Source organism: Nocardia sp. 149-1B (assembly GCF_057747975.1).
Map to the genome: position 1 here is coordinate 2,410,660 of NZ_CM173233.1, position 23,870 is coordinate 2,434,529.

Consider the following 23,870-nt stretch of genomic DNA (forward strand, 5'->3'; position numbering starts at 1 on the left):
GGTCAGGAAGGCTCGGTCGGTCCGGCGGGACGATCCAGGGCCCGGCGGAGCCGGTCGTGCGCAGCCTCGAACACGCCGACGTGCTCCTCGATGGGACGCTCCTCGAGCTCCTCGACCGCGACGATCACCTCGTCGACGTCCGGCATCCCGGTGCGCACCCGCTCGGTCTGCGACGACAGCTCGCCGGCGTCGTCGAGCCCGTCGTGCCCGGTGAAGTCGGCGTCCTCGCTCATGAGCCGAGGCTACCGTGCGGGGGGCTCGAGGCCGGACAGGCTGACCGGTTCACCCTCGCGGTCGAGATGGGCCCAGGCCGCGGCGGCGACGACCCGCCACCAGTCCCCGGCCGGACCGTGCCCGGCGATGCTCAACGCCCCGTCGGCGACCCGTGCCCGCCAGCCGCCGAGCAGGAAGTCCCCCTCCCGTTGACCGGGAGCCTCCTGCGGCGCGAGCAGGCCGGCGAGGTCGGGCGCCAGGTAGGTCGGGCGGAGCTCGGGCGGGGCGGCCACGAGCTCAGGCAGCCCGGTGACGCCGGTGAGCACCAGGAGCGAGTCGACCCCGGCGCGACGCCCACCCTCGATGTCGGTGTCGAGCCGGTCGCCCACCATCAGGGGCCGCCTGCCGCCGACGCGACGCACGGTCTCGTCGAGGAGCGGCCGCTCGGGCTTGCCTGCCACCGTCGGCTCCACGCCGGTGAATCGGCGCAGCATGTCGACCTGGACACCGTGGCCGGGTGCCACGCCGAAGGACGCCGGGAAGGTGAGGTCGGTGTTGCTCGCCACCCAGGGCAGCCCGCCACGGATCCGCACCGCCGCGCGCATCAGCTCCTCCCAGCGCACCTCAGGGCCGTAGCCGGTGACCACCGCGACCCCGTCGTCCTCGACACCGACCGGTTGCAACTTCTCGGCGTCCAGCGCCGCGCGCAGGCCGTCCGCCCCGAGGGTCACCACCCGCGCGCCCGGACCGAACCGGTCGACGAGCACCCGCGCGGCGGCCTGCGCGGAGGTGACGACGTCGTCGGCCGTGGCGTCGACCCCCAGCTCGCGCAAGTGCTCGGCCACCACCTCGGGCGGCCTGGAGGCGTTGTTGGTGATGAAGGCCAGCCGCATCCCGGCCGACCGTGCCGATGCGAGGTGCTCCGGTGCGCCAGGCACCGCGTCGCCACCCACGTAGACGACCCCGTCCAGGTCGAGCATCGCGAGGTCGTAGACCCGGCACAGGGCCTCCCGCGTTGAGCCGAGCACACGTACCTCCTCCAGAACCGGGCGTGGTCGCACCCTACGATGCTCCGATGGACGTCGGCACGGTGGTCACCCCACCCCACAGTGCCGGGCCGCTTCGGCTCTTGCCGTTCCGTGGACTCACCCTGGCCGCGCGGAGGATCGGGGATCGCGGCTCGGCGCGCACCTTCACGCGGCCCTACCGCGGTGTCGCGGAACGCCTCGAGCGATGGGAGCGCCGGGGGCAGGTCATCCACGACTCAGCGGCTGCCGTCTACCTGCACGAGTACACGTCCGGCGGGATCACGGTTCGAGGGCTCGTCGGCTGCCTGGACCTCTCCCACCGGGCAGCGACCCGCGACGAGATCGCCGTCTTTCCCCATGAGGGCATCCACCCCGCCCAGGTGGACGAGCTCGCCGCACGGATGACGGAGATGCAGGTCAACCCGGCGCCGATCCTGCTCGTGCACCGTGGCTCTCCGGCCACGCGCGCCCTGGTCGCCACGGTCCAGGACCGCCCGCCCTACCTCGAGTTCGTCGACCGCGCCGAGCAGCGCCACCGGGTCTGGGCGATCAGGGACGCCGCAGAGCTCGCCGCGCTCGACGCCGCGCTCGCACGCTCGCACGCGCTGATCGCCGACGGACATCACCGCTTCGCGGCCTACCAACGCATGCACCAGCTCGCTCCGACGCACGGCACGGCCGCCGGTCTCGCCATGCTCGTCGATCAGGACGACACGCCCCTGTTCCTCGGGGCCATCCACCGGCTCCTCGCCGGCACGCCGATCTCCGGGCTCCGAGCCGCGGCGGCCCAGATCGGGGTCCGGTTCGAGACGACCGACCGCAGGTCGGGAGTCGCGGCCCTGGCCCCGGACACCCTGGTGGCCACCGACGGCAGCTCCTGGGCGACCCTGCACCCCGGCCTGGGCCCGGACCGGGCCGCCGTCGAGTGGCTCCACCAGGACCTCGTCCCCGCCCTCGACCGGCCACCGACCAGCACCAGCTACCTGCACTCCGTCGACGAGGTCCTCCAAGGAGTCAGTCGACGCCGGGGAGTCGCCCTGCTGATGCCGGCACCCGAGTTCGGCCAGGTCCTCCGCATCGCAGCGGCGGACCGGCTGCTGCCGGAGAAGGCCACGTCGTTCCAGCCGAAGCCGAGCGTCGGCGTCCTCATCCGCTCGCTGCGCGACGAATGACCCGCCCCGACGTCATCTCGACCTCCACGCGCGAGGCGGCAGAGCCGCCGGCCCGGAAGAAGCGGCGGCGTAGCGCCCCCGTCACCTCCACGACGTCCCCCGCGGACCAGCCACTGACCGAACGGCGCGCGCGGGCCGACCAGGCGGCGCACTCCAGCGCGTCGACCGACTGACGCGAGGCGCCACCCGGGGCCCGAGGCACCACCACCCGGAACGTCCACATCGCGTCGCCGCTGGGGAGCACGCGCTCCTCCGGCTGCTGCGACACCCGCCCGACCAGACGGACCTCGTTGGCGACCGTCTGGTCGAACTCCTTCATCTTGTGTGCCGACATCGACATCACCTCCGGTCGACACCCTGACCGCGCGCACCGACGGCCGGGCGATCGCGCGGCCCCGCCTGGGGATGACGGCGTCGTCAGGTCGCCTGTGGACAACTCCCGGGCTGCGCGCCCCCTACGACATGCACCGCAAATGCGAATAGGGCCACCCGCATAGCGGGTGGCCCTATTCAAAAGTATGTCCGGCGGCGTCCTACTCTCCCACAGCCTCTCGGTTGCAGTACCATCGGCGCTGAAAGGCTTAACTTCCGGGTTCGGGATGGGACCGGGTGTTTCCCTTTCGCTATGGCCGCCGTAACTCTTGCGGATCCCACATCTGGTGTGTGTTCACAAATGTGGTGTTCCAAGCCATTGTTCTGTTATGTGTGCATAACAGTTGTGTGTGTTGGATCGTGGACGCGAGGCGCTTTGGTAGGTTTTGTTGAGGGTTTGTAAGACAAGCCCTCGGCCTATTAGTACCGGTCGGCTGGGCATTGCTGCTGTACACCTCCGGCCTATCAACCCAGTGTTCTGCTGGGGGCCTTACCCCCTCAAGGGGGTGGGAAACCTCATCTTGAAACGTGCTTCCCGCTTAGATGCATTCAGCGGTTATCACTTCCGAACGTAGCTAACCAGCCGTGCCCCTGGCGGGACAACTGGCACACCAGAGGTTCGTCCATCCCGGTCCTCTCGTACTAGGGACAGCCTTTCTCAAGTTTCCTGCGCGCGCGGCGGATAGGGACCGAACTGTCTCACGACGTTCTAAACCCAGCTCGCGTGCCGCTTTAATGGGCGAACAGCCCAACCCTTGGGACCTACTCCAGCCCCAGGATGCGACGAGCCGACATCGAGGTGCCAAACCATCCCGTCGATATGGACTCTTGGGGAAGATCAGCCTGTTATCCCCGGGGTACCTTTTATCCGTTGAGCGACGTCGCTTCCACATGCCGACGCCGGATCACTAGTTCCGACTTTCGTCCCTGCTCGACATGTCTGTCTCACAGTCAAGCTCCCTTGTGCACTTACACTCGCCACCTGATTGCCAACCAGGCTGAGGGAACCTTTGAGCGCCTCCGTTACATTTTAGGAGGCAACCGCCCCAGTTAAACTACCCATCAGGCACTGTCCCTGATCCAGATAATGGACCTAGGTTAGACATCTAGTACGACCAGAGTGGTATTTCAACGTTGACTCCACACTCACTGGCGTGAATGCTTCACAGTCTCCCACCTATCCTACACAAGCCGAACCAAACACCAATACCAAACTATAGTAAAGGTCCCGGGGTCTTTCCGTCCTGCCGCGCGTAACGAGCATCTTTACTCGTAGTGCAATTTCGCCGAGTCCACGGTTGAGACAGCGCCCAAGTCGTTACTCCATTCGTGCAGGTCGGAACTTACCCGACAAGGAATTTCGCTACCTTAGGATGGTTATAGTTACCACCGCCGTTTACTGGGGCTTAAGTTCTCAGCTTCGAACTTGCGTTCTAACCGGTCCCCTTAACCTTCCAGCACCGGGCAGGAGTCAGTCCGTATACATCGTCTTACAACTTCGCACGGACCTATGTTTTTAGTAAACAGTCGCTTGGGCCTGGTCTCTGCGGCCATCACCGCTTCCACACGCAAGGTGTGTCACGGATCCGGCCCCCCTTCTCCCGAAGTTACGGGGGCATTTTGCCGAGTTCCTTAACCATGGTTCGCTCGATCGCCTTGGTATTCTCTACCTGATCACCTGAGTCGGTTTGGGGTACGGGCGGCGCGCAGCTCGCTAGAGGTTTTTCTCGACAGCATAGGATCACCCACTACTCCATTAAGGATCGGCATCGGATCTCAGGGCCGGCATCCAAGCCAGCAGTCCGGATTTACCTGGACCACCCCCTACATCCTTACCCGTGGACAACCATCGCCACGGTTGGGCTACCTTCCTGTGTCACCCCATCGCTTGACTACTACCAGATCGGGTCCCGCGCTCCCCTCACCCGCCTCACCCCGAAGGGATCGGTCAGATGAGCTTCGGGCGGTTAGCATCACCGGGTTCGTCATGGGCGCTGCTTTGCCGGTACGGGAATATCAACCCGTTGTCCATCGACTACGCCTGTCGGCCTCGCCTTAGGTCCCGACTTACCCAGGGCAGATTAGCTTGACCCTGGAACCCTTGATCATTCGGCGCAGGAGTTTCTCACTCCTGATTCGCTACTCATGCCTGCATTCTCACTCGTGTCGCGTCCACCCCTGGATCACTCCGGAGCTTCACTCGCGACACGACGCTCCCCTACCCATCCACACACCCGTTGGGGCTGTTGCGTGAATGCCATAGCTTCGGCGGATGACTTGAGCCCCGCTACATTGTCGGCGCGGAATCACTTGACCAGTGAGCTATTACGCACTCTTTCAAGGGTGGCTGCTTCCAAGCCAACCTCCTGGTTGTCAATGCGACTCCACATCCTTTTCCACTTAGTCACCGCTTAGGGGCCTTAGCTGATGGTCTGGGCTGTTTCCCTCTCGACAATGGAGCTTATCCCCCACTGTCTCACTGCTGCGCTCTCACTTACCGGCATTCGGAGTTTGGCTAACGTCAGTAACCTGGTAGGGCCCATCGGCTATCCAGTGCTCTACCTCCGGCAAGAAACACGCAACGCTGCACCTAAATGCATTTCGGGGAGAACCAGCTATCACGAAGTTTGATTGGCCTTTCACCCCTATCCACAGGTCATCCCCTCAGTTTTCAACCTAAGTGGGTTCGGTCCTCCACGCGGTCTTACCCGCGCTTCAACCTGCCCATGGATAGATCACTTCGCTTCGGGTCTTGATCGTGCTACTAAAACGCCCTATTAGGACTCGCTTTCGCTACGGCTCCCCCACACGGGTTAACCTCGCAACACAACGCAAACTCGCAGGCTCATTCTTCAAAAGGCACGCCGTCACCCTCACAGGCTCCGACGGATTGTAGGCACACGGTTTCAGGTACTATTTCACTCCCCGCCAGGGGTACTTTTCACCTTTCCCTCACGGTACTTGTCCGCTATCGGTCATCAAGGAGTATTTAGGCTTAACGGGTGGTCCCGCCAGATTCACACGGAATTTCAGGGGTTCCGTGTTACTTGGGATACCACTCAGCAGATCCTGGCTTACACTTACGGGGCTATCACCCTCTACGGCGCCACTTTCCAATGGACTTCAACTTCACCAGAATTTTCTTACTGCTTGACCAGCCGGCAGACCGGTCCAAATGGTCCCACAACCCCCTCTACGCAACCCCTGCCGGGTATCACACGCAAAGGGTTTAGCCTGATCCGATTTCGCTCGCCACTACTCTCGGAATCACTATTGTTTTCTCTTCCTACCGGTACTGAGATGTTTCACTTCCCGGCGTTCCCTCCACACACCCTATATATTCAAGTGCAGGTAACACGACATGACTCGTGCTGGGTTCCCCCATTCGGACACCCCCGGATCACAGCTCGGTTGCCAACTCCCCAGGGCTTATCGCAGGCTCCTACGTCCTTCATCGGCTCTTGATGCCAAGGCATCCACCATGTGCCCTTCATAGCTTGTCTCACAAACACTCAACAAAAACTACAAAGACTCTGAACACCACCACCACCAAACAACCCCACAAGGCTGCCCGCTGACCATGGCGTCAAAAAGTGACCGGACCTGGTGTAGTCCAGTCACAGATGCTCGCGTCCACTATCCAATTCACAAACAACCAGCCCACCAACACCCAACCCCACCCCACAGGGCAAGACCAGACGAAAGAGGCACAAGAAAAACCAGAAACCCTGTCACCAAGGCCTGATCCCTCAGGGCCCAACAGTGTGCCACGACCCACCCCACCCCGCCGACCCCCAGGTTCCACACCAGCAACCCCCCGAAGAGAGCAGACCAGCAGTACTGAGAGGACCAACAACATGGACCAGATCATTCATCGACGATTCCACTAGTGAACACCACCATGCGTGACCGTACATCCGACGGCCATCGGGGCGTGTGCTCCTTAGAAAGGAGGTGATCCAGCCGCACCTTCCGGTACGGCTACCTTGTTACGACTTCGTCCCAATCGCCAGCCCCACCTTCGACGGCTCCTCCCACAAGGGTTAGGCCACCGGCTTCGGGTGTTGCCGACTTTCGTGACGTGACGGGCGGTGTGTACAAGGCCCGGGAACGTATTCACCGCAGCGTTGCTGATCTGCGATTACTAGCGACTCCGACTTCATGGGGTCGAGTTGCAGACCCCAATCCGAACTGAGACCGGCTTTTTGGGATTCGCTCCGCCTTACAGCATCGCAGCCCTTTGTACCGGCCATTGTAGCATGCGTGAAGCCCTGGACATAAGGGGCATGATGACTTGACGTCATCCCCACCTTCCTCCGAGTTGACCCCGGCAGTCTCCTATGAGTCCCCACCATAACGTGCTGGCAACATAGGACGAGGGTTGCGCTCGTTGCGGGACTTAACCCAACATCTCACGACACGAGCTGACGACAGCCATGCACCACCTGTACACCGACTAAAAGGGGCACCATCTCTGGCGCTTTCCGGCGTATGTCAAACCCAGGTAAGGTTCTTCGCGTTGCATCGAATTAATCCGCATGCTCCGCCGCTTGTGCGGGCCCCCGTCAATTCCTTTGAGTTTTAGCCTTGCGGCCGTACTCCCCAGGCGGGGCGCTTAATGCGTTAGCTGCGGCACGGAACCCATGGAATAGGCCCCACACCTAGCGCCCAACGTTTACGGTGTGGACTACCAGGGTATCTAATCCTGTTCGCTCCCCACACTTTCGCTCCTCAGCGTCAGGACATGCCCAGAGAACCGCCTTCGCCACCGGTGTTCCTCCTGATATCTGCGCATTTCACCGCTACACCAGGAATTCCGTTCTCCCCTGCATGCCTCTAGTCTGCCCGTATCGAAAGCAAGCACCGAGTTAAGCCCGGCGTTTTCACTCCCGACGCGACAAACCGCCTACGAGCCCTTTACGCCCAATAATTCCGGACAACGCTCGCACCCTACGTATTACCGCGGCTGCTGGCACGTAGTTGGCCGGTGCTTCTTCTGTACCTACCGTCACCACCATTACCGGTGCTTCGTCGGTACTGAAAGAGGTTTACAACCCGAAGGCCGTCATCCCTCACGCGGCGTTGCTGGATCAGGCTTCCGCCCATTGTCCAATATTCCCCACTGCTGCCTCCCGTAGGAGTCTGGGCCGTGTCTCAGTCCCAGTGTGGCCGGTCACCCTCTCAGGCCGGCTACCCGTCGAAGCCTTGGTAGGCCATTACCCCACCAACAAGCTGATAGGCCGCGAGCACATCCCCCACCGAAAAAACTTTCCACACAGAGCACATGCGTACCTGTGTCGTATCCGGTATTAGCCACCGTTTCCGGTAGTTATCCCAAAGTGAAGGGCAGATTACTCACGTGTTACTCACCCGTTCGCCGCTCGAGTACCCCGAAGGGCCTTTCCGCTCGACTTGCATGTGTTAAGCACGCCGCCAGCGTTCGTCCTGAGCCAGGATCAAACTCTCCGTTGAAAACAACACCCCCACACCAACCAAAAAGACCGATGCAAGGAAAAAGAGATGCCTGACAGGAGACACTGACAATTGTCAGAATCATTGTCAAAGAAACCATCAACCAACACCCCCACCCACCAAAAGGCAAGCAGAAACATCAGTCAACGGGGCATTACAAACTAATTCGTCGACTATGACACACTGTTGAGTTCTCAAGAATCAGACGCACACCGAACCAGACCCTTGCGAGACCGGCTGCGGGGCAACCTGCAGAAACTTACCGGTTCCGAGCCACCAGGTCAACTTGCGTTCACCGGGCAGATCTTCTGCCGACGCCGGGCGCACCTCTCCCGCTCGTTTGTGGCCGCTTGGCCCGAGTGGGAGCCGCGTGCTGCGGCGAGGTGGAACATTACCAGCGCGTGGCGGCGGTGCCAAACCGGGGGGTCACCGCGGCTTCAGCGGGGCGGCGGGACGGTACGCCGAGACCGTGGGATCGCCGGTCGACCAGAACCGCCAGGGGCGCTCGGGAGCCCCCCTCAGCCCGACGCGCGGGCCGGTCGAGACGTCGCTGGATCGCTCCCCCAGCGTCAGCGTGATCGGCCCCCGCCCCAGGTCGACACCGTCGTGGCTCAGCTCGATGCCGAGCGCGGAGCACAGGCGCGCGGGGCCCCGGGCGAGGTCGCGGTCGCTCGACCTCGGTCGGCGCGTCCGGGCCACGTCGAGACCGTCGACCACCTCGCCGGCGCGCAGCAGCACGGCGCTGGCGGCCCCCTCGGGCCCGCACACGACGTTGCAGCACACGTGCATCCCGTAGGTGAAGTAGCAGTAGAGGTGTCCCGGAGGCCCGAACATCACCGCGTTGCGGCGGGTCTGTCCGCGAAAGGCGTGGGAGCCCGGGTCGGCGGCACCGTCGTACGCCTCGACCTCGGTGAGACGCACCGCGACGTCACCGTGCCGGAGCACGGCGTTCAGGATCCTGGGTGCGACGTCGAGCACCGGCCCGGCGAGCACCTGGGCCAGATCAGTGGAGCCGGCCACGATGTCCGTCGACGAGAGCGGTGAGCTCGTCGAGCTGCTCGCGGACGCGGACCGGTGCGGTGCCGCCGCGCCCGACGCGCGAGGACACCGAGCCCTCGACGGTGAGCACGCCGCGCACACCCGGCGTCAGGGCCGGGGAGATCTCGGCGAACTGGGCGTCGGTCAGGTCGGCCAGCTCGACGCCGAGCTCCTCGCACCGGCGTACACAGGCGCCGGCGACCTCGTGGGCCACCCGGAAGGGCACGCCCTCGCGGACCAGCCACTCCGCGACGTCGGTGGCCAACGAGAAGCCCTGCGGTGCGAGCGCAGCCATCCGCTCGGTGTCGAAGACGAGCGTGGTCACCAGGCCGGTGAACGCCGGGAGCAACACCTCGAGCGTGTCGACGGAGTCGAACACCGGCTCCTTGTCCTCCTGGAGGTCCCGGTTGTAGGCCAGCGGCAACGCCTTGAGGGTCGCCATCAGGCCCGCGAGGTTGCCGATGAGCCGCCCGGCCTTGCCGCGGGCGAGCTCGGCGATGTCGGGGTTCTTCTTCTGCGGCATGATGCTCGACCCCGTCGACCAGGAGTCGTGGAGCGTCACGAACCCGAACTCACGCGTCGACCACAAGATGACCTCCTCGGCGATCCGGCTGACGTCGACGCCGATCTGCGCGGCGACGTAGGCGAACTCGGCGACGAAGTCGCGCGACGCGGTGCCGTCGATGGAGTTCGCGCTCGAGCCGGTGAAACCGAGCTCGCGGGCGACACCCTCGGGGTCCAGGCCGAGGCTGGAGCCCGCCAGCGCACCGGAGCCGTACGGCGAGTCCGCGGCCACGCGGGCGTCCCAGTCCGCGAGCCGGTCGACGTCACGCAGCAGCGGCCAGCAGTGCGCCAGCAGGTGATGCGCCAGCAGGACCGGCTGGGCGTGCTGGAGGTGCGTCCGGCCCGGCATCACGGCCGCACCGGCCGCGCGGGCCTGAGCCGCGAGGGCGTCGACGAGGTCGAGCACCTGGCCGGCGACCACGCGGGCGTGATCGCGCAGGAACACCTTGAACAGCGTGGCGATCTGGTCGTTGCGGCTGCGCCCGGCCCGGAGCCGGCCACCGACGTCCGCGCCGACCTCGTCGACCAGCATCCGCTCGAGCGCGCCGTGCACGTCCTCGTCGGACGGGTCGGGGTGGAGGGAGCCGGCGGCGTACCGCTCGCCCAGCACGTCCAGCCCCCGCTGCAGCTCGGCGAGATCGCCGTCGGTCAGCAACCCGGCCCGGTGGAGGGCGTTGGCGTGCGCCCGCGACCCCGCGAGGTCGTACGGCGTCAGTCGCCAGTCGAAGTGCGTGGAGCGCGACAGCGCGTCGAGCTCCGGTGACGGTCCGCCGGCGAAGCGGCCGCCCCAGAGCTTGCCGGTGTTCGTGCCCCCGGGGGTGGCCTCGGGCGTGGCTCCGGTCATCAGTCGGTCCCCGACTCCATGGCGGCATGGTCGAGCGCGTCCTCGCCCTCACCGTGCTCGACGGTCGGGTTGCTGGCGATCCGCTCCCCGCCGCCGGACTCGATCTCACCGAACAGGGTGCCGTTCTCGACCAGCACGGTGCCCTGGTCGAGCGGCTGGCCGGCGTACGCCTCGAGCTTGGAGCGGGAGTCCGCGATGTCGAGGTTGCGCATGGTCAGCTGGCCGATCCGGTCGGTCGGACCGAACACGGCGTTCTCGGTGCGCTCCATCGACAGCTTGTCGGGGTGGTAGGAGAACGACGGGCCTTCGGTGCGCAGGACCGTGTAGTCCTCACCGCGCCGCAGCCGCAGCGTCACCTCGCCGGTGACCAGGGAGGCGATCCAGCGCTGGATCGACTCGCGCAGCATCAGGGCCTGCGGGTCGAGCCACCGGCCCTCGTAGAGCAGCCGCCCCAGCTGCCGGCCCTCGGTGTGGTAGAGCGCGATGGTGTCTTCGTTGTGGATCGCGTTGAGCAGGCGCTCGTAGGCGATCCAGAGAAGTGCCATCCCGGGCGCCTCGTAGATGCCGCGGGACTTCGCCTCGATGATGCGGTTCTCGATCTGGTCGGACATCCCCAGGCCGTGGCGACCGCCGATCGCGTTGGCCTCGTGGACCAGCGCGACAGGGTCGTCGTAGCGCATGCCGTTGATGCTCACCGGTCGCCCGTTCTCGTAGGCGATCGTGACGTCCTCGGTGGCGATCTCGACCGCCGGGTCCCAGAACCGGACGCCCATGATCGGGCTGACGGTCTCCAGCGAGACGTCGAGGTGCTCGAGCGTCTTGGCCTCGTGGGTGGCGCCCCAGATGTTGGCATCGGTGGAGTACGCCTTCTCCTGGCTGTCCCGGTAGGGCAACCCGTGCTCGGTGAGCCAGTGGCTCATCTCCGCGCGGCCGCCGAGCTCGTGCACGAAGTCGGCGTCGAGCCACGGCTTGTAGATCAGGAGGTCGGGGTTGGCCAGCAGCCCGTAACGGTAGAAGCGCTCGATGTCGTTGCCCTTGAACGTCGAGCCGTCGCCCCAGATGTCGACCCCGTCCTCGTGCATGGCGCGCACCAGCATCGTGCCGGTGACCGCACGGCCCAGCGGCGTGGTGTTGAAGTAGGCCCGTCCCCCGGAGCGGATGTGGAAGGCACCGCACACCATCGCGGCCAGGCCCTCCTCCACGAGCTGGTGGCGGCAGTCGAGGGCACGGGCGATCTCGGCGCCGTACAGCAGCGCCCGGTCGGGGACGCTGCTGATGTCGGGCTCGTCGTACTGGCCGATGTCGGCGGTGTAGGTGCACGGGATCGCGCCCTTGTCACGCATCCAGGCGACCGCCACCGAAGTGTCCAGGCCTCCCGAGAACGCGATGCCGACACGCTTGCCGACCGGGAGGGACGTCAGGACCTTGCTCACGAATGCTCTTCCTTCTCGAGTGGGGAGTCGTCGGGGTGCTGGTGGCTGTCGGCCAGCGAGAGGAACCGGCGGGCGAGCTCGTCGCCGCTGTCGGGTCCGCGGCCGATGACCAGCACCGTGTCATCGCCGGCGATGGTGCCGAGGATCGCTGGCAGCTCGGCCTTGTCGAAGGCGGAGGCCAGGAACTGGGCCGCGCCGGGAGGAGTGCGGAGGATCACCAGGTTGGCGCTGGCGTCGGCGCTCACGAGGAGCTCGCTGCACAGCCGTGCCAACCGGGCGGTCGCCGCCGCGGTCTCCCCCGGCGCGCTCGGTCGTCGGTCCCCGCCCTCGGCAGGTACGGCGTACACCAGCGAGCCCGACGGCGAGCGGACCTTGATCGCGTCGAGCTCGACCAGGTCGCGCGAGAGTGTCGCCTGGGTGACCCGAAGGCCGCTCTCGGCGAGCAGCTCGGCCAGCTCCCCCTGCGAGTGCACCTCGCGCTGGGTGACCAGCTCGACGATGCGCTGGTGCCGCGCGTTCTTGGTCGTCGGACGCATCGCGGAGCTCATCGGGTCTCCAGGAGGTAGGTCATGATCGCCTTCTGGGCATGGCGGCGGTTCTCGGCCTCGTCCCAGACCACGCTCTGCGGGCCGTCGAGCACCTCGGCATCGATCTCCTTGCCGCGGTAGGCCGGCAGGCAGTGCAGGACGATCGCGTCGGGCCGGGCGTGTCCGAGGAGCTCGGTGGTCAGGGAGTACGGCGCGAACACCGCGGCCCGGGACGCGGCCTCGTCCTCCTTGCCCATGGAGATCCAGGTGTCGGTGACGACCACGTCCGCACCGGACACGGCGGCGACGGCGTCGGGTTGCAGCACCGCGGACCCGCCGGTGGTCGCCGCGATCGCGGCTGCCCGCTCGACCATCGCCGCCTCCGGGGCGTAGCCGGCCGGCGAGCTGACCCGCACGTGCAGACCCGCGGTCGCGCCGGCGAGCAGCCAGGAGTTGCCCATGTTGCAGGCGCCGTCGCCGACGAACGCCACCGTCAGGCCGGCCAGCCGCTGCCTGTGCTCACGGATCGTCAGCAGGTCGGCCAGCAGCTGGCAGGGGTGGAACTCGTCGGTCAGTGCGTTGATCACCGGCACGCCCGCGTGCTCGGCCATCTCCTCGAGCCGGGTCTGCGCGTAGGTGCGCCAGACGATCATCGAGGCCTGACGGCCCAGCACCCGTGCGACGTCGTGCACCGACTCGCGGACGCCGATGCCCGCCAGCGCGCCGTCCACGAGCATCGGGTGCCCGCCGAGCTCGGCGATGCCGGCAGCGAACGACGCCTGGGTGCGCAGGGTCTGCTTGTCGAAGATCATCGCGACCGTGCGGGGACCCGCGAGCGGCTTGCCGGCGTACGGCGCCCTCTTGAGCTCGGCCGCCAGGTCCAGGACGTGGGCCTGCTCGGCGGGCGTGAGGTCGTCGTCGGCCAGGAAGTGCCTCATGCCGGACCCATCGCCTCGTCGAGGATCGCCGGCCACGCCGCCAGGAACGCCTCGGCGTCGTCAGCGGTGAGGACCAGCGGGGGCGCGAGCCGGATGCGCCGGGGCGTGGGGTTGTTCACGATGAACCCGGCCCGTTGGGCGGCCGCGACCACGGCTGCGGAGGTCTCGGCCGAGAGGTCCAGGCCGATGAGGAGCCCTTCGCCGCGCACCTCGGTGACGCGCGGGTCGGCGGCCAGTCCGTCGCGGAGCTTGTGCCCCAGCTCGGTCACGTGCGCGAGGAGGTCCTCGTCCTCGATCGTCCCGATGACGGCGAGCGCCGCGGCACACGCGACCGGGTTGCCCCCGAACGTGGTGCCGTGGTTGCCCGGCTCGAGCAGGTCGCCCGCGGCCCCGAGGCCGATGCAGGCGCCGACCGGGAAGCCCCCGCCGAGGCCCTTCGCGACGGTGACGATGTCGGGCGTGACACCCGTGTGCGCGAACCACCGGCCGGTGCGGCCCATGCCGGTCTGCACCTCGTCAAACCAGAGCAGCGCACCGTGCTCGTCGGCGACCGCGCGGGCCCCGGCCAGGTAGCCCTCGGGGGGAACCACGACCCCGGCCTCGCCCTGGATCGGCTCGAGCAGCACCGCGGCCGTCGCATCGGTCACGGCGGCCGCCAGCGCCTCGGCGTCGCCGTACGGGACGAACGTGACGTCTCCGGGCAGCGGCTCGAACGGCGTGCGGTAGGCCTCCTTGGAGGTGAGCGCAAGCGCGCCCATGGTGCGTCCGTGGAAGCCGCCCTCGGCAACGACCACGTGGGTGCGACCGCTGCGGCGGGTCAGCTTGAACGCCGCCTCGTTGGCCTCGGTGCCGGAGTTGGTGAGGAAGACCTTGCCGCCGCCGGGGCCGACGCCGAGCAGGTCGAGCAGCTTCTCGGCGAGCTCGACCTGGGGAGCGCTGGTGAAGAAGTTCGAGATGTGGCCCAGTGTCTGCAGCTGCTTCGTCACGGCCTCCACGAGGGCGGGGTGGGCGTGGCCGAGCGCGTTGACGGCGATGCCACCCAGGAAGTCGATGTACTCCTTGCCGTCGGCGTCCCAGACGTGCGAGCCCTCGCCGCGGACGAGCACCAGCTTGGGCGGGCCAAAGGTGTTCATCAGGCTCGCGGCGTACCGCTCCCCCCACGTCTGCTCAGCGTCGCTCACTGGGCGTCCCTCGCCTTCCGGGTCTTGGTCTCGACGCCCGGCAGCACCTGCGTGCCGACGCCCTCGTTGGTGAACAGCTCCAGCAGCACGGCGTGCGGCTCCCGGCCGTCGACCACCGTGGCGCGGGGCACGCCGCCCTTGACCGCCTGCAGGCAGGCGCCCATCTTCGGCACCATGCCCGACGCCAGCGTGGGGAGGATCTCCTCGAGCGCCTCGGGTCCGATCTCGCCGATCACGTCCTCCGAGCTCGGCCAGTCGAGGAAGAGGCCCTCGACGTCGGTGAGCACCAGGAGCTTCTCCGCCCGGAGCGCGACGGCGAGCGCGGCCGCGGCCGAGTCGGCGTTGACGTTGTGGACCTGGCCGTCGATGTCCGGGGCGACGCTCGACACCACCGGGATGCGGCCGGCCTCGATCAGGTCGAGCACGGACTCCGGACGGACCCGGGCCACCTCCCCGACCAGGCCGAGGTCGACTTCCTCGCCGTCGACGACGGTGTTGGTCGGCTCGGCGGTGAACAGGCCGGCGTCCTCCCCCGAGCAGCCGACCGCGAGCGGCCCGTGCTCGTTGATCAGCCCGACCAGCTCGCGCTGGACCTGGCCGACCAGCACCATGCGGACGACGTCCATCGCCTCGGGAGTGGTGACCCGGAGGCCCCCACGGAACTCCGACTCGATGCCGAGCCGGTCGAGCATCGTCGAGATCTGGGGGCCACCGCCGTGCACGACCACCGGCTTGAAGCCGGCGAACCGCAGGAACGCGATGTCCTCGGCGAACGCGCGCTTGAGCGTGTCGTCGGTCATCGCGTTGCCGCCGTACTTCACCACGACGATCTTGCCGTGGTAGCGCTTCAGCCACGGCAGGGCGGCCGCCAGCGTGCGGGCCTTCGCGGGATCGGGCTTGCTGGGGTCGTGCTGCGTGTGCTGGATCGTGGGCTCGCTCCGCTCGCTCATGCGCGTACTCGCTTCGCTCCGTGCGCGCATGAGGCACCGGACGCGCTGTCTTGATTGATTCGCTCGCTCCGCTCGCTCATGATGAGTACGCGCTGTTCTCGTGGACGTAGGCGTGGGTGAGGTCGTTGGTCCAGACCGTGGCCCGCTCGGGGCCGGACTTCAAGTCGATGGTCACGCTCACCTCGCGCGGCTTCAGGTCGACCTCGGCGGGGTCGGCGTGCGGCGTGGACTGCCGGCAGACCCAGACGCCGTTCATCGCGACGTCCAGGTCGGCGGGGTCGAACCGCGCCGTGGTGGTGCCGATGCTGGCCAGCACCCGTCCCCAGTTGGGGTCGTTGCCGAACACGGCGGCCTTGAACAGGTTGGAGCGGGCGACGCTGCGCGCGACCTCGACGGCCTCGGCCTCGGTCGCGGCGTTGAGGACCGTGATCGCGATCTCGTGGTCGGCGCCCTCCGCGTCGCGCAGCAGCTGCATCGCGAGGTCGGTGCACGCCTGGGTGAGCGCAGCGGTGAAGTCCGGCAGCGACGGGGTGATGCCGCTCGCCCCGCTGGCCATCAGGGTCACGGTGTCGTTGGTCGACATGCACCCGTCGGAGTCGAGCCGGTCGAAGGAGACCGCCGTGGCCGTGCGCAGGGCAGCGTCCAGGTCCGCGGCCGGCACGACGGCGTCGGTGGTGAGCACCACGAGCATGGTGGCGAGCTGCGGCGCGAGCATGCCCGCGCCCTTGGCCATCCCCCCGATCGACCAGCCGGCACCCTCGACGACGACCTGCTTGCTCACCGTGTCGGTGGTCATGATCGCCTCGGCCGCCTGCGAGCCACCGTCGGCGGCGAGAGCGGCGTACGCCGCCTCCACGCCGGCGAGGACCTGCTCGCGGTCGTTGGCCAGGCCGATCAGGCCGGTCGAGCAGACCACGACGTCGATCGGGCCGAAGCCGAGGCGCTCGGCGACCCGCTCGGCCACCGCGTGGGTCGTCTGGAACCCGTCGGGGCCGGTGTAGCAGTTCGCACCACCGGAGTTGAGGACGACGGCGCGGACCGTGCCGTCCTTGACGGCCTCCTGGCTCCAGAGCACCGGGTTGGCCTTGCAACGGTTGGCGGTGAAGACGCTGGCGGAGTCGAAGGTGGGCCCGTCGTTGACGACGAGGGCGACATCCTTGGCGCCCGTGGACTTCAGTCCGGCGACCACGCCGGAGGCCCGGAAGCCTTGGGGTGCAGTGATGCTCATTACGGGGCTACTCCTACGGTCGTGAGGCCCAGGCCTTCGTCGAGGCCGAGCGCGAGGTTCATGCACTGGACTGCAGCGCCGGCGGTGCCCTTGGCGAGGTTGTCCACAGCACCGACGGCGACGAGTCGTCGCGCGTCCTCGTCGACCGTCACCTGGAGGTGGACGGCGTTGGATCCGGTCACCGACTTCGTCTGGGGCCACTGTCCCTCGGGGAGCAGGTGGACGAAGGGCTCGTCGGCGTACGCCAACTTGTAGACCGCGTAGGCGTCCTCGGCGGTGATGTCGCCACGGAGCGGGGCCGAGCAGGTGGCCAGGATGCCGCGGGGCATCGGCACCAGCAGCGGCGTGAAGCTGACCCGGACGGTTCCGTCGACGAGCGCGGAGAGGTTCTGGGTGATCTCTGGGGTGTGCCGGTGGGTGCCGCCGACGCCGTAAGCGCTCGCACTGCCCATGATCTCGCTGCCGAGCAGGTGCGGCTTGGCGGCCTTGCCGGCCCCGCTGGTCCCCGAGGCGGCGACGACCACCACGTCGGGCTCGACGATGCCTGCGGCCACCGCGGGCGCCAGCGCGAGCGTCGAGACCGTCGGGTAGCAGCCCGGGACGGCGATCCGCCGCGCGCCGGCGAGCAGGGCCCGCTGGCCGGCGAGCTCGGGGAGCCCGTAGGGCCAGGTGCCGGCGTGCGTGCCGCCGTAGAACTTCTCCCAGGCCGCGGGATCGGCGAGCCGGAAGTCGGCGCCGCAGTCGATGACCACGGTGCGCGGGTCGGCGTCGCCCAGCTGGGCGGCGAGCTCACCGGACTGGCCGTGCGGCAGCGCGAGGAACACGACGTCGTGGCCGGCCAGGGTCTCGAGGGACGTCTCTACCAGGAGCCTCTCGGCGAGCGGCACGAGGTGCGGCTGCAGCGCCCCGAGCGGCTGGCCGGCGTTGGATGCCGCGGTCAGCGCACCGATCTCGACCTCGGGGTGGGCCAGGAGCAGACGGAGCAGCTCGCCTCCGGCGTAGCCACTGGCTCCGGCGACCGCGATGCGCTTGCTCGTCATATGCATGACTATACAGATCTTCGTATGTCTATGTGCAACCGGGTAGAAACCCGGTGTGCCGCGGCCGGCGCTGGGAACTAGGTTCCCATCATGGCGAGATTGACGTTCGACGGCTACCTGGACCACCTGCGTGTCGAGTCGGCCCGGTTCCGGGCCGTGCTCTCCGAGTGCGACCCCGAGGCTCGCGTACCCAGCTGCCCCGACTGGAATGCGGCCGACCTGTTGTGGCACCTCACGAAGGTGCAGCAGTTCTGGACTCGCATCATCCGAGACCGCCCGGTCATGCCGGGCGAGGACTGGACGGAGCCGGACAGGCCGGCGTCGTACGCCGAGATCCTCGCGGCCTTCGACGAGCACTCCGCCGCGCTCGTCGCGGCTCTCGAGGCCGCGGAACCCGCCGAGGCCGCCTGGTCGTGGTCGGACGAGCAGACGGTCGGCTTCACGTTCCGTCGGCAGGCCCACGAGGCCCTCATCCACCGGCTGGACGCCGAGCTGACTGCCGGCGACGTGACCCCGCTCGATCCGGAGCTGGCCGCCGACGGCGTCGAGGAGGCACTCGCGGTGATGTTCGGGGGCACGCCGCCGTGGGGCACCTTCACGCCCCTGCCCGTCGAGGTCCCCCAGCACCTGCGCGTCGACCTCACCGACCGCGACGAGTCGGTGTGGGTGCAGGTCGGGCACTTCACGGGCACCGACCCCGAGAGCGGCACCCACCACGAGCGGCTCGAGGACATCGCGGTCGTGGCCGACCCCGGCGAGGAGCCGGACGTCGTCGTCGACGGGCCCGCCGGGGCGGTGGACGCCTGGCTGTGGCGCCGCGGCGACGACACCGAGATCCGGGTCGCTGGCGACCGGGCGGTCTACGACCACTTCCGCCGAGCGGTCGACCAGCCGATCTCCTAGATCGAAACCGGTGAAACCCGGGTGAAGGTGGATTGAAACCCGGTGGCTCCAGTCTCGAGCCATGACACGTTCACCTGACACCGACCTGGCCGTCGCGGCCGCCGGGCTCGTCAAGACCTTCGGGACGCAGCGCGCGGTCGACCACGTCGACCTCGAGGTGCGCCGCGGCGAGGTCTTCGGCGTCCTCGGCCCCAACGGCGCAGGCAAGACCACCATGCTCAAGATGCTCGCCACCCTGCTCCCCATCGACGGGGGCGAGGCCAGCATCTTCGGTGTCGACGTACGCCGGCACCCGCACATGATCCGCCAGCTCGTCGGCGTCACGGGCCAGTACGCCTCGGTCGACGAGAACCTGACCGGCCGCGAGAACCTCTGGTTGTTCGGACGGCTCCTCGGACTCTCCTCGGCCAAGGCCTCCTCGACCGCGGTCGACCTGTTGGAGCGCTTCGGTCTCGCGGAGGCGGCCGACAAGCAGATCAACGCCTTCTCCGGCGGCATGCGCCGGCGCCTCGACCTCGCCGCGAGCCTGATCTCGCGGCCGCCGCTGATCTTCCTCGACGAGCCGACGACCGGGCTCGACCCCCGCACCCGCGGCCAGATGTGGGACACGATCCGCGAGCTGATCCGCGAGGGCAGCACCGTCTTGCTGACCACGCAGTACCTCGACGAGGCCGACCAGCTCGCCGACCGGGTCGCGGTCATCGACCGAGGCATCAAGGTCGCCGAGGGCACCCCCGACGAGCTCAAGACCTCGGTGGGCAGCTCCACGCTGCACCTGCGCATGGAGCGGACCTCAGACCTGGCCGACGCCGTCTCCGTCGTACGCCGCATCCTCGGCGAGGAGCCGGTCCTCACCCCGGAGGCCGGCGGACTGAACGCCGCCCTCACCGACGCCAACCGGGCCGCCGACGTGCTGATCGCGCTGCGTCAGTCGGGCCTGTCGATCCTCAGCGCGACCGTCCAGAAGCCCACCCTCGACGAGGTGTTCCTGGCCATCACCGGTCACAGCGCCGAGGACGAGGCATCCGAGCCCGCACTGGAGCCCACGATGGAGGTGGCCCGATGAGCACGACCCTGCTGCCCGAGCACGAGACGACGACGGTCCTCGACCGCACGATCGTCACCCACCCCTCGCTGCGCGACACGATCGACCAGAGTCTCGCGATGGCGTGGCGGGCGCTGAAGAAGATGCGCCGCAATCCCGAGCAGTGGTTCGACGTGACGATCCAGCCGCTGCTGTTCACCGCGATGTTCGCCTACATCTTCGGTGGCGCGATCTCCGGTGACGTGTCGAGCTACCTGCCGATGCTGATCACCGGCATCCTCGCCCAGACCGCTCTCACGGCGTCGATGGCGACCGGCACCCAGCTGCGCGAGGACATGGACAAGGGGGTCTTCGACCGGTTCAAGTCGCTGCCGATCGCACGGATCTCGCCGCTGGTCGGTCCGGCACTCGCGGACCTCGTCCGCTACGGCACCGCCGCCACCCTGACGATCCTCACGGGCCTCGCGATGGGCTACCGGCCCGGCGGCGGCGTCCTCGGGGTCGTCGGCGGCTGGCTGCTGACGGTCGTGGCCGGGTGGTCGCTGGCGTGGATCTTCACCTACTTCGGGACGATCGCGCGGAGCGCCCAGGCCGTGCAGGGCATCTCGATGATGATCATGTTCCCGCTGACGTTCCTCTCCGACGCGTTCGTCCCGGTCAACACGCTGCCCACCTGGTTGCAGCACTTCGTCAACGTCAACCCGGTGACGCTGGTGATCGACGCGCTGCGCGACCTGATGAACAACGGTGATGTCACCGCGAACGTCGGCTGGGCCTTCGTGGGCTGCGCCATCGTGGTAGCGGTCTTCCTGCCGCTCTCGGTCCGCAGCTACAACCGCAAGATGTGACCGTCCAGCCGAGCCCCCGTCGGGCGGGCAGGTAGAGCAGGCGTCGCGGCTGAGGAACGAAGTCGCGGCAGCGCGTCGAATCCCAATACGTCAGCCAAGCCATTCGCTCAGGCCAGCTGCGCCAGCAGCTCGCGGATCTCGTCGCGGAGCTCGGTGGCCCTCGTGGCCCCGAGCTCGGCGCGGATCCGCGCCTCCTCCCCCGGCACCGCCGCCTCGGCCAGGGCCAGGGCCGGGGCCCAGGCGAGGCTCGGCAGCTGCCGGTTGTAGCCGAACCGGTCGGCGTAGACCAGCAGGCGTACGGCTACCGCGGTGCGCTCGGGGTCGTGCGGCTCCGCGAGCTCGCCCACCGCGAGCGCGAAGAGCAGCGACCCGAACACCGGGTAGTCGAGGAACCCGACGGTTCCCTCGAGGATGTCGGGAGCCTTGCGGTGCAGCTCCCGGCGCAGGCCGTCGACCTCCTCGGCGCGGCCGTGCCGCACGTGCGCCGCGAGCGCCGCGGAGGCGGCGTACAGCGCCCAGGGCTCGTAGCCCAGCATTGCCTGGAACTCCGGGAAGCTGCGCTGCGCCAGGGTCTCCACCGCCTCGCGGTAGCCCCGGAGCCCGAGGTCGACGCGACCGGCGGCCAGGTCCAGCTCAGGGCGCCCGCACAGCAGGATGACCGCCGCCCCGAAGATCCCCGTGCCGGCGTCGTCGGCCTCGATCTCGTCGAAGATCCGCTCGGCCTCGGCGATCCGTCCGTCCTCCATCGCGCCGACGGCGAGCACCGCCCGCAGCTGGGCGACGTCCTCCTCGGCCCCGAGCGCCTCCAGCACCGGGATCGCCTGCTGGGCGTAGCCGATCGCCTGATCCATGTCGCCGACCTGCATCGTCAGCCCCGCGAGCTGGGCGCGGACGAGGGCAGCGCCCCACGGTCCGTCGCGCTCGTCGGTCAGCGCGAGGGACGCCAGGCCGCGCTCCTGCGCCAGGAGCAGCTCGCCCTGGTTCTCGTGGATCTGGCTCGACCACTGCAGCGCGAGCTGGGCCACGCGGCGGTCCGGGTCGTCACACAGCTTGTCGAGGGCGTCGATGCGCTCCTCGCCGATGCTGCGGCGTGCTGCGAGCAGGACCGTCGCCGCGATCTCGCTGCGGGTGGTGCGGGAGCCGGCGCCGAGCTGCTCGAGGTGATCGAAGGACCGGCCGACCACCGAGTCGGAGAAGATCAGCGAGTTGAAGGCGAGCGCGACGAGCGTCGTGCGGAACGCGTCCACGAGCTCGGCGGGGACGCGAGCGTCGACGACGACGTCCTCGACCTCAGGTGAGATGCTGACGACCTTGAGGTGGCTGCCCTCGATCGTCCAGAAGTCCGACAGGCAGGCGACCAGCACCACGACGGGGTCGGCGTCGCGCGTCCGCAGGCAGCGCCGGAGCAGGTCGACGAGGTTGCCCTCCTCGGCCCTGATCTCCGTCATCGTCCGGACCTGATCGGGTCCGAACAGCTCTTGAGAACACCGCTGGGCCAGCGCCATCCCCCACGCCCGCAGCCGGGTGAGCGTCTCGGTGTCGTCGCCGGCGCCGACCAGCTGCATCTGGCCGAACTCGCGCACGGTCTCGAGCAGCCGGTAGCGCACGTCTCCGGCGCCCTCGACCACGGTCACGAGGGACTGGTCCACGAGGTTGGCGACCGCGCCGAGCGCGTCGCCGCCGACCACGGCCTCGGCCCCGTCGAGGGAGAACCCGTCGCGGAAGATCGAGAGCCGGCGCAGCGCGACGCGCTCCTGCTCGTGGAGCAGGTTCCAGCTCCAGTCGATGACGGCGAGGAGCGTCTGGTGCCGCTCCGGGGCGTCGCGGGAGCCGCCGCGCAGCAGTGCGAACCGGTCCTCGATGCGACGCTCGATCTCCGCGACCGACATCACCCGCACCTTGGCGGCGGCGAGCTCGACGGCGAGCGGGAGACCGTCCAGGCGCGAGACCAGCGAGCGGACCTCGGCGTCGTCGAGCCGCACGCCGGGTCGGGCGGCCGTGGCGCGCTCGCGGAACAGGTCGACGGCGTCACCGAGGCCGAGCTGCGGCAGCTGGTAGACCCGTTCGGCGGCGATGCCGAGCGGCGCCCGGCTGGTGGTGAGCACGCGGACCGACGGCGTGCGGAGGACCAGCACGGAGACCAGGTCGGCGACCGCGTCGACGAGGTGCTCGCAGTTGTCGAGGATGAGCAACGACGGAGCGGTCCCGATCTGGTCGACGATCCGCGTCACCAGGTCCGTACGCCGGGCAGCCGTCGACGTGAGCCGCCCCGCCACCGACTCACGGACGCCCAGGACGTCGCCGATCTCGACGGCCACTCCCTCCGGGGAGGTGACGCCGGCGAGCTCGACGAAGTGCACGACCGGCTGCTCGGCCAACCGGCCCATCAGGTGGGCGAGCCGGGTCTTGCCGAGCCCGCCGGGGCCCACGATGGAGGTGACCCGCGAGGTGCGGATCATCGCCTCCAGAGCCACGACGTCGTCCTCGCGCCCGATCAGCCGGGAGGCTTCGTAGAGGAGGCCCTCGCGCACCGGTCGGTCGCGGGCGAGCAGCTCTGCGTGCAGGGCGCGCAGCTCCGGGCCGGGGTCCACGCCCAGCCGGTCGGCGAGGTCGCTGCGGTACCGCTCGTACCTGTCCAGCGCGGCCGGGACGCCGTGCACGCTCGCGAGCGAGCGCAGCAGGGCCGCCAGGACCTCGTCGTCGGGCTCCGCGCGCTCGAGCAACGGCAGGGCCGCGGCGTACTCCCCCACGGCCGCGAGACGGAGGCCCTCCGGGCGCAGCGCCCAGGCATCGACGTCGCGCGCGGCGAGCGCGAGACGGTAGCCGCGCGGCGTCCGCTCGATGACGTCGGGCTGGGTCGCCGAGCGGGCGCGCGAGACGACGACCTGGAGCGCCTTGGTGGGGTTGGCCGGGACGTCGTCGCCCCAGATCTCCTCGACGAGGGCGACCTCGCTCAGCCCCCGCGAGCCGGCGTCAGCGAGGCTGCGGAGCAGCGCGTGGGTGCGCTCGCCGCGGACCGGCTCGCCCTCCCACGTGACGCCGTCGAGGACCCCGAGCCGCGGAGCCGTCGGCAC

17 protein-coding genes and 3 rRNA genes are annotated in these 23,870 nt (G+C 68.3%); 4 read left to right on the forward strand and 16 right to left on the reverse strand.

Features of this window, described 5'->3' with window-relative positions:
• Positions 1-2: 2 nt before the first annotated feature.
• Together AC3ANS_RS11565 and AC3ANS_RS11570 are read right to left on the reverse strand one after the other, a co-directional pair.
• Positions 3-233 (reverse strand): hypothetical protein, encoded by a 231-nt coding sequence (locus AC3ANS_RS11565; RefSeq protein ID WP_488296300.1) that lies wholly within the window; start codon positions 231-233, stop codon positions 3-5.
• Positions 234-242: 9 nt separating this feature from the next.
• Positions 243-1,241 (reverse strand): HAD-IIA family hydrolase, encoded by a 999-nt coding sequence (locus AC3ANS_RS11570; RefSeq protein WP_488296301.1) that lies wholly within the window; start codon positions 1,239-1,241, stop codon positions 243-245.
• A 47-nt stretch (positions 1,242-1,288) separates the two neighbouring features.
• On the opposite strand from AC3ANS_RS11570, the gene AC3ANS_RS11575 reads away from it, so the two are divergent.
• Entirely contained in the window at positions 1,289-2,413 is a 1,125-nt protein-coding gene (locus AC3ANS_RS11575; RefSeq protein WP_488296302.1) for a DUF1015 family protein, read from the forward strand.
• On the opposite strand, the gene AC3ANS_RS11580 is transcribed toward AC3ANS_RS11575, so the two are convergent.
• The 13 genes from AC3ANS_RS11580 to argC form a co-directional block, all read right to left on the reverse strand.
• The gene (locus AC3ANS_RS11580) at positions 2,388-2,747 is read right to left on the reverse strand and encodes a single-stranded DNA-binding protein (RefSeq protein WP_488296303.1); all 360 of its coding nucleotides are present in this window, start codon (positions 2,745-2,747) and stop codon (positions 2,388-2,390) included. The genes AC3ANS_RS11575 and AC3ANS_RS11580 overlap by 26 nt on opposite strands.
• A 186-nt stretch (positions 2,748-2,933) precedes the next feature.
• Positions 2,934-3,050 (reverse strand): 5S ribosomal RNA (gene rrf / locus AC3ANS_RS11585).
• Between the two features lie 135 nt (positions 3,051-3,185).
• Positions 3,186-6,288 (reverse strand): 23S ribosomal RNA (locus tag AC3ANS_RS11590).
• A gap of 444 nt (positions 6,289-6,732) precedes the next feature.
• Positions 6,733-8,257: ribosomal RNA gene (locus AC3ANS_RS11595) — 16S ribosomal RNA — on the reverse strand.
• Together the 16S, 23S and 5S rRNA genes form the textbook arrangement of a ribosomal RNA operon.
• Before the next feature lie 426 nt (positions 8,258-8,683).
• Positions 8,684-9,277 (reverse strand): DNA-3-methyladenine glycosylase, encoded by a 594-nt coding sequence (locus AC3ANS_RS11600; RefSeq protein WP_488296304.1) that lies wholly within the window; start codon positions 9,275-9,277, stop codon positions 8,684-8,686.
• Positions 9,261-10,703 (reverse strand): argininosuccinate lyase, encoded by a 1,443-nt coding sequence (argH, locus tag AC3ANS_RS11605; protein ID WP_488296305.1) that lies wholly within the window; start codon positions 10,701-10,703, stop codon positions 9,261-9,263. Before argH ends, AC3ANS_RS11600 begins: the two co-directional genes overlap by 17 nt.
• On the reverse strand, positions 10,703-12,136 hold the full coding sequence (gene argG, locus AC3ANS_RS11610; protein ID WP_488296306.1) for an argininosuccinate synthase: 1,434 nt from the start codon (positions 12,134-12,136) through the stop codon (positions 10,703-10,705). Before argG ends, argH begins: the two co-directional genes overlap by 1 nt.
• The gene (locus tag AC3ANS_RS11615) at positions 12,133-12,684 is read right to left on the reverse strand and encodes an arginine repressor (RefSeq protein ID WP_488296307.1); all 552 of its coding nucleotides are present in this window, start codon (positions 12,682-12,684) and stop codon (positions 12,133-12,135) included. Before AC3ANS_RS11615 ends, argG begins: the two co-directional genes overlap by 4 nt.
• Positions 12,681-13,601: an ornithine carbamoyltransferase gene (gene argF / locus AC3ANS_RS11620; RefSeq protein ID WP_488296308.1), complete on the reverse strand. Its 921-nt coding sequence runs from the start codon at positions 13,599-13,601 to the stop codon at positions 12,681-12,683. Before argF ends, AC3ANS_RS11615 begins: the two co-directional genes overlap by 4 nt.
• Complete coding sequence (locus AC3ANS_RS11625) at positions 13,598-14,734, reverse strand: acetylornithine transaminase (protein ID WP_488296484.1); 1,137 nt, start codon at positions 14,732-14,734, stop codon at positions 13,598-13,600. Before AC3ANS_RS11625 ends, argF begins: the two co-directional genes overlap by 4 nt.
• A gap of 44 nt (positions 14,735-14,778) precedes the next feature.
• Entirely contained in the window at positions 14,779-15,732 is a 954-nt protein-coding gene (gene argB, locus AC3ANS_RS11630) for an acetylglutamate kinase (RefSeq protein WP_488296309.1), read from the reverse strand.
• A gap of 76 nt (positions 15,733-15,808) precedes the next feature.
• Complete coding sequence (argJ, locus tag AC3ANS_RS11635; protein ID WP_488296310.1) at positions 15,809-16,960, reverse strand: bifunctional glutamate N-acetyltransferase/amino-acid acetyltransferase ArgJ; 1,152 nt, start codon at positions 16,958-16,960, stop codon at positions 15,809-15,811.
• Positions 16,960-18,000, reverse strand: a complete 1,041-nt coding sequence (gene argC, locus AC3ANS_RS11640; RefSeq protein ID WP_488296311.1) for an N-acetyl-gamma-glutamyl-phosphate reductase — start codon at positions 17,998-18,000, stop codon at positions 16,960-16,962. Before argC ends, argJ begins: the two co-directional genes overlap by 1 nt.
• Positions 18,001-18,090: 90 nt before the next feature.
• Between argC and AC3ANS_RS11645 the strand changes: the two genes are divergently transcribed.
• From AC3ANS_RS11645 to AC3ANS_RS11655, 3 genes are all read left to right on the forward strand, one after another.
• The gene (locus tag AC3ANS_RS11645) at positions 18,091-18,903 is read left to right on the forward strand and encodes a maleylpyruvate isomerase family mycothiol-dependent enzyme (RefSeq protein ID WP_488296312.1); all 813 of its coding nucleotides are present in this window, start codon (positions 18,091-18,093) and stop codon (positions 18,901-18,903) included.
• Between the two features lie 61 nt (positions 18,904-18,964).
• Complete coding sequence (locus AC3ANS_RS11650; protein ID WP_488296313.1) at positions 18,965-19,969, forward strand: ATP-binding cassette domain-containing protein; 1,005 nt, start codon at positions 18,965-18,967, stop codon at positions 19,967-19,969.
• Positions 19,966-20,796, forward strand: a complete 831-nt coding sequence (locus AC3ANS_RS11655) for an ABC transporter permease (RefSeq protein WP_488296314.1) — start codon at positions 19,966-19,968, stop codon at positions 20,794-20,796. The genes AC3ANS_RS11650 and AC3ANS_RS11655 overlap by 4 nt, the downstream gene beginning before the upstream one ends.
• A gap of 107 nt (positions 20,797-20,903) precedes the next feature.
• Here AC3ANS_RS11655 and AC3ANS_RS11660 read toward each other — a convergent pair whose 3' ends face one another.
• The gene (locus AC3ANS_RS11660) at positions 20,904-23,870 is read right to left on the reverse strand and encodes an ATP-binding protein (RefSeq protein WP_488296315.1); all 2,967 of its coding nucleotides are present in this window, start codon (positions 23,868-23,870) and stop codon (positions 20,904-20,906) included.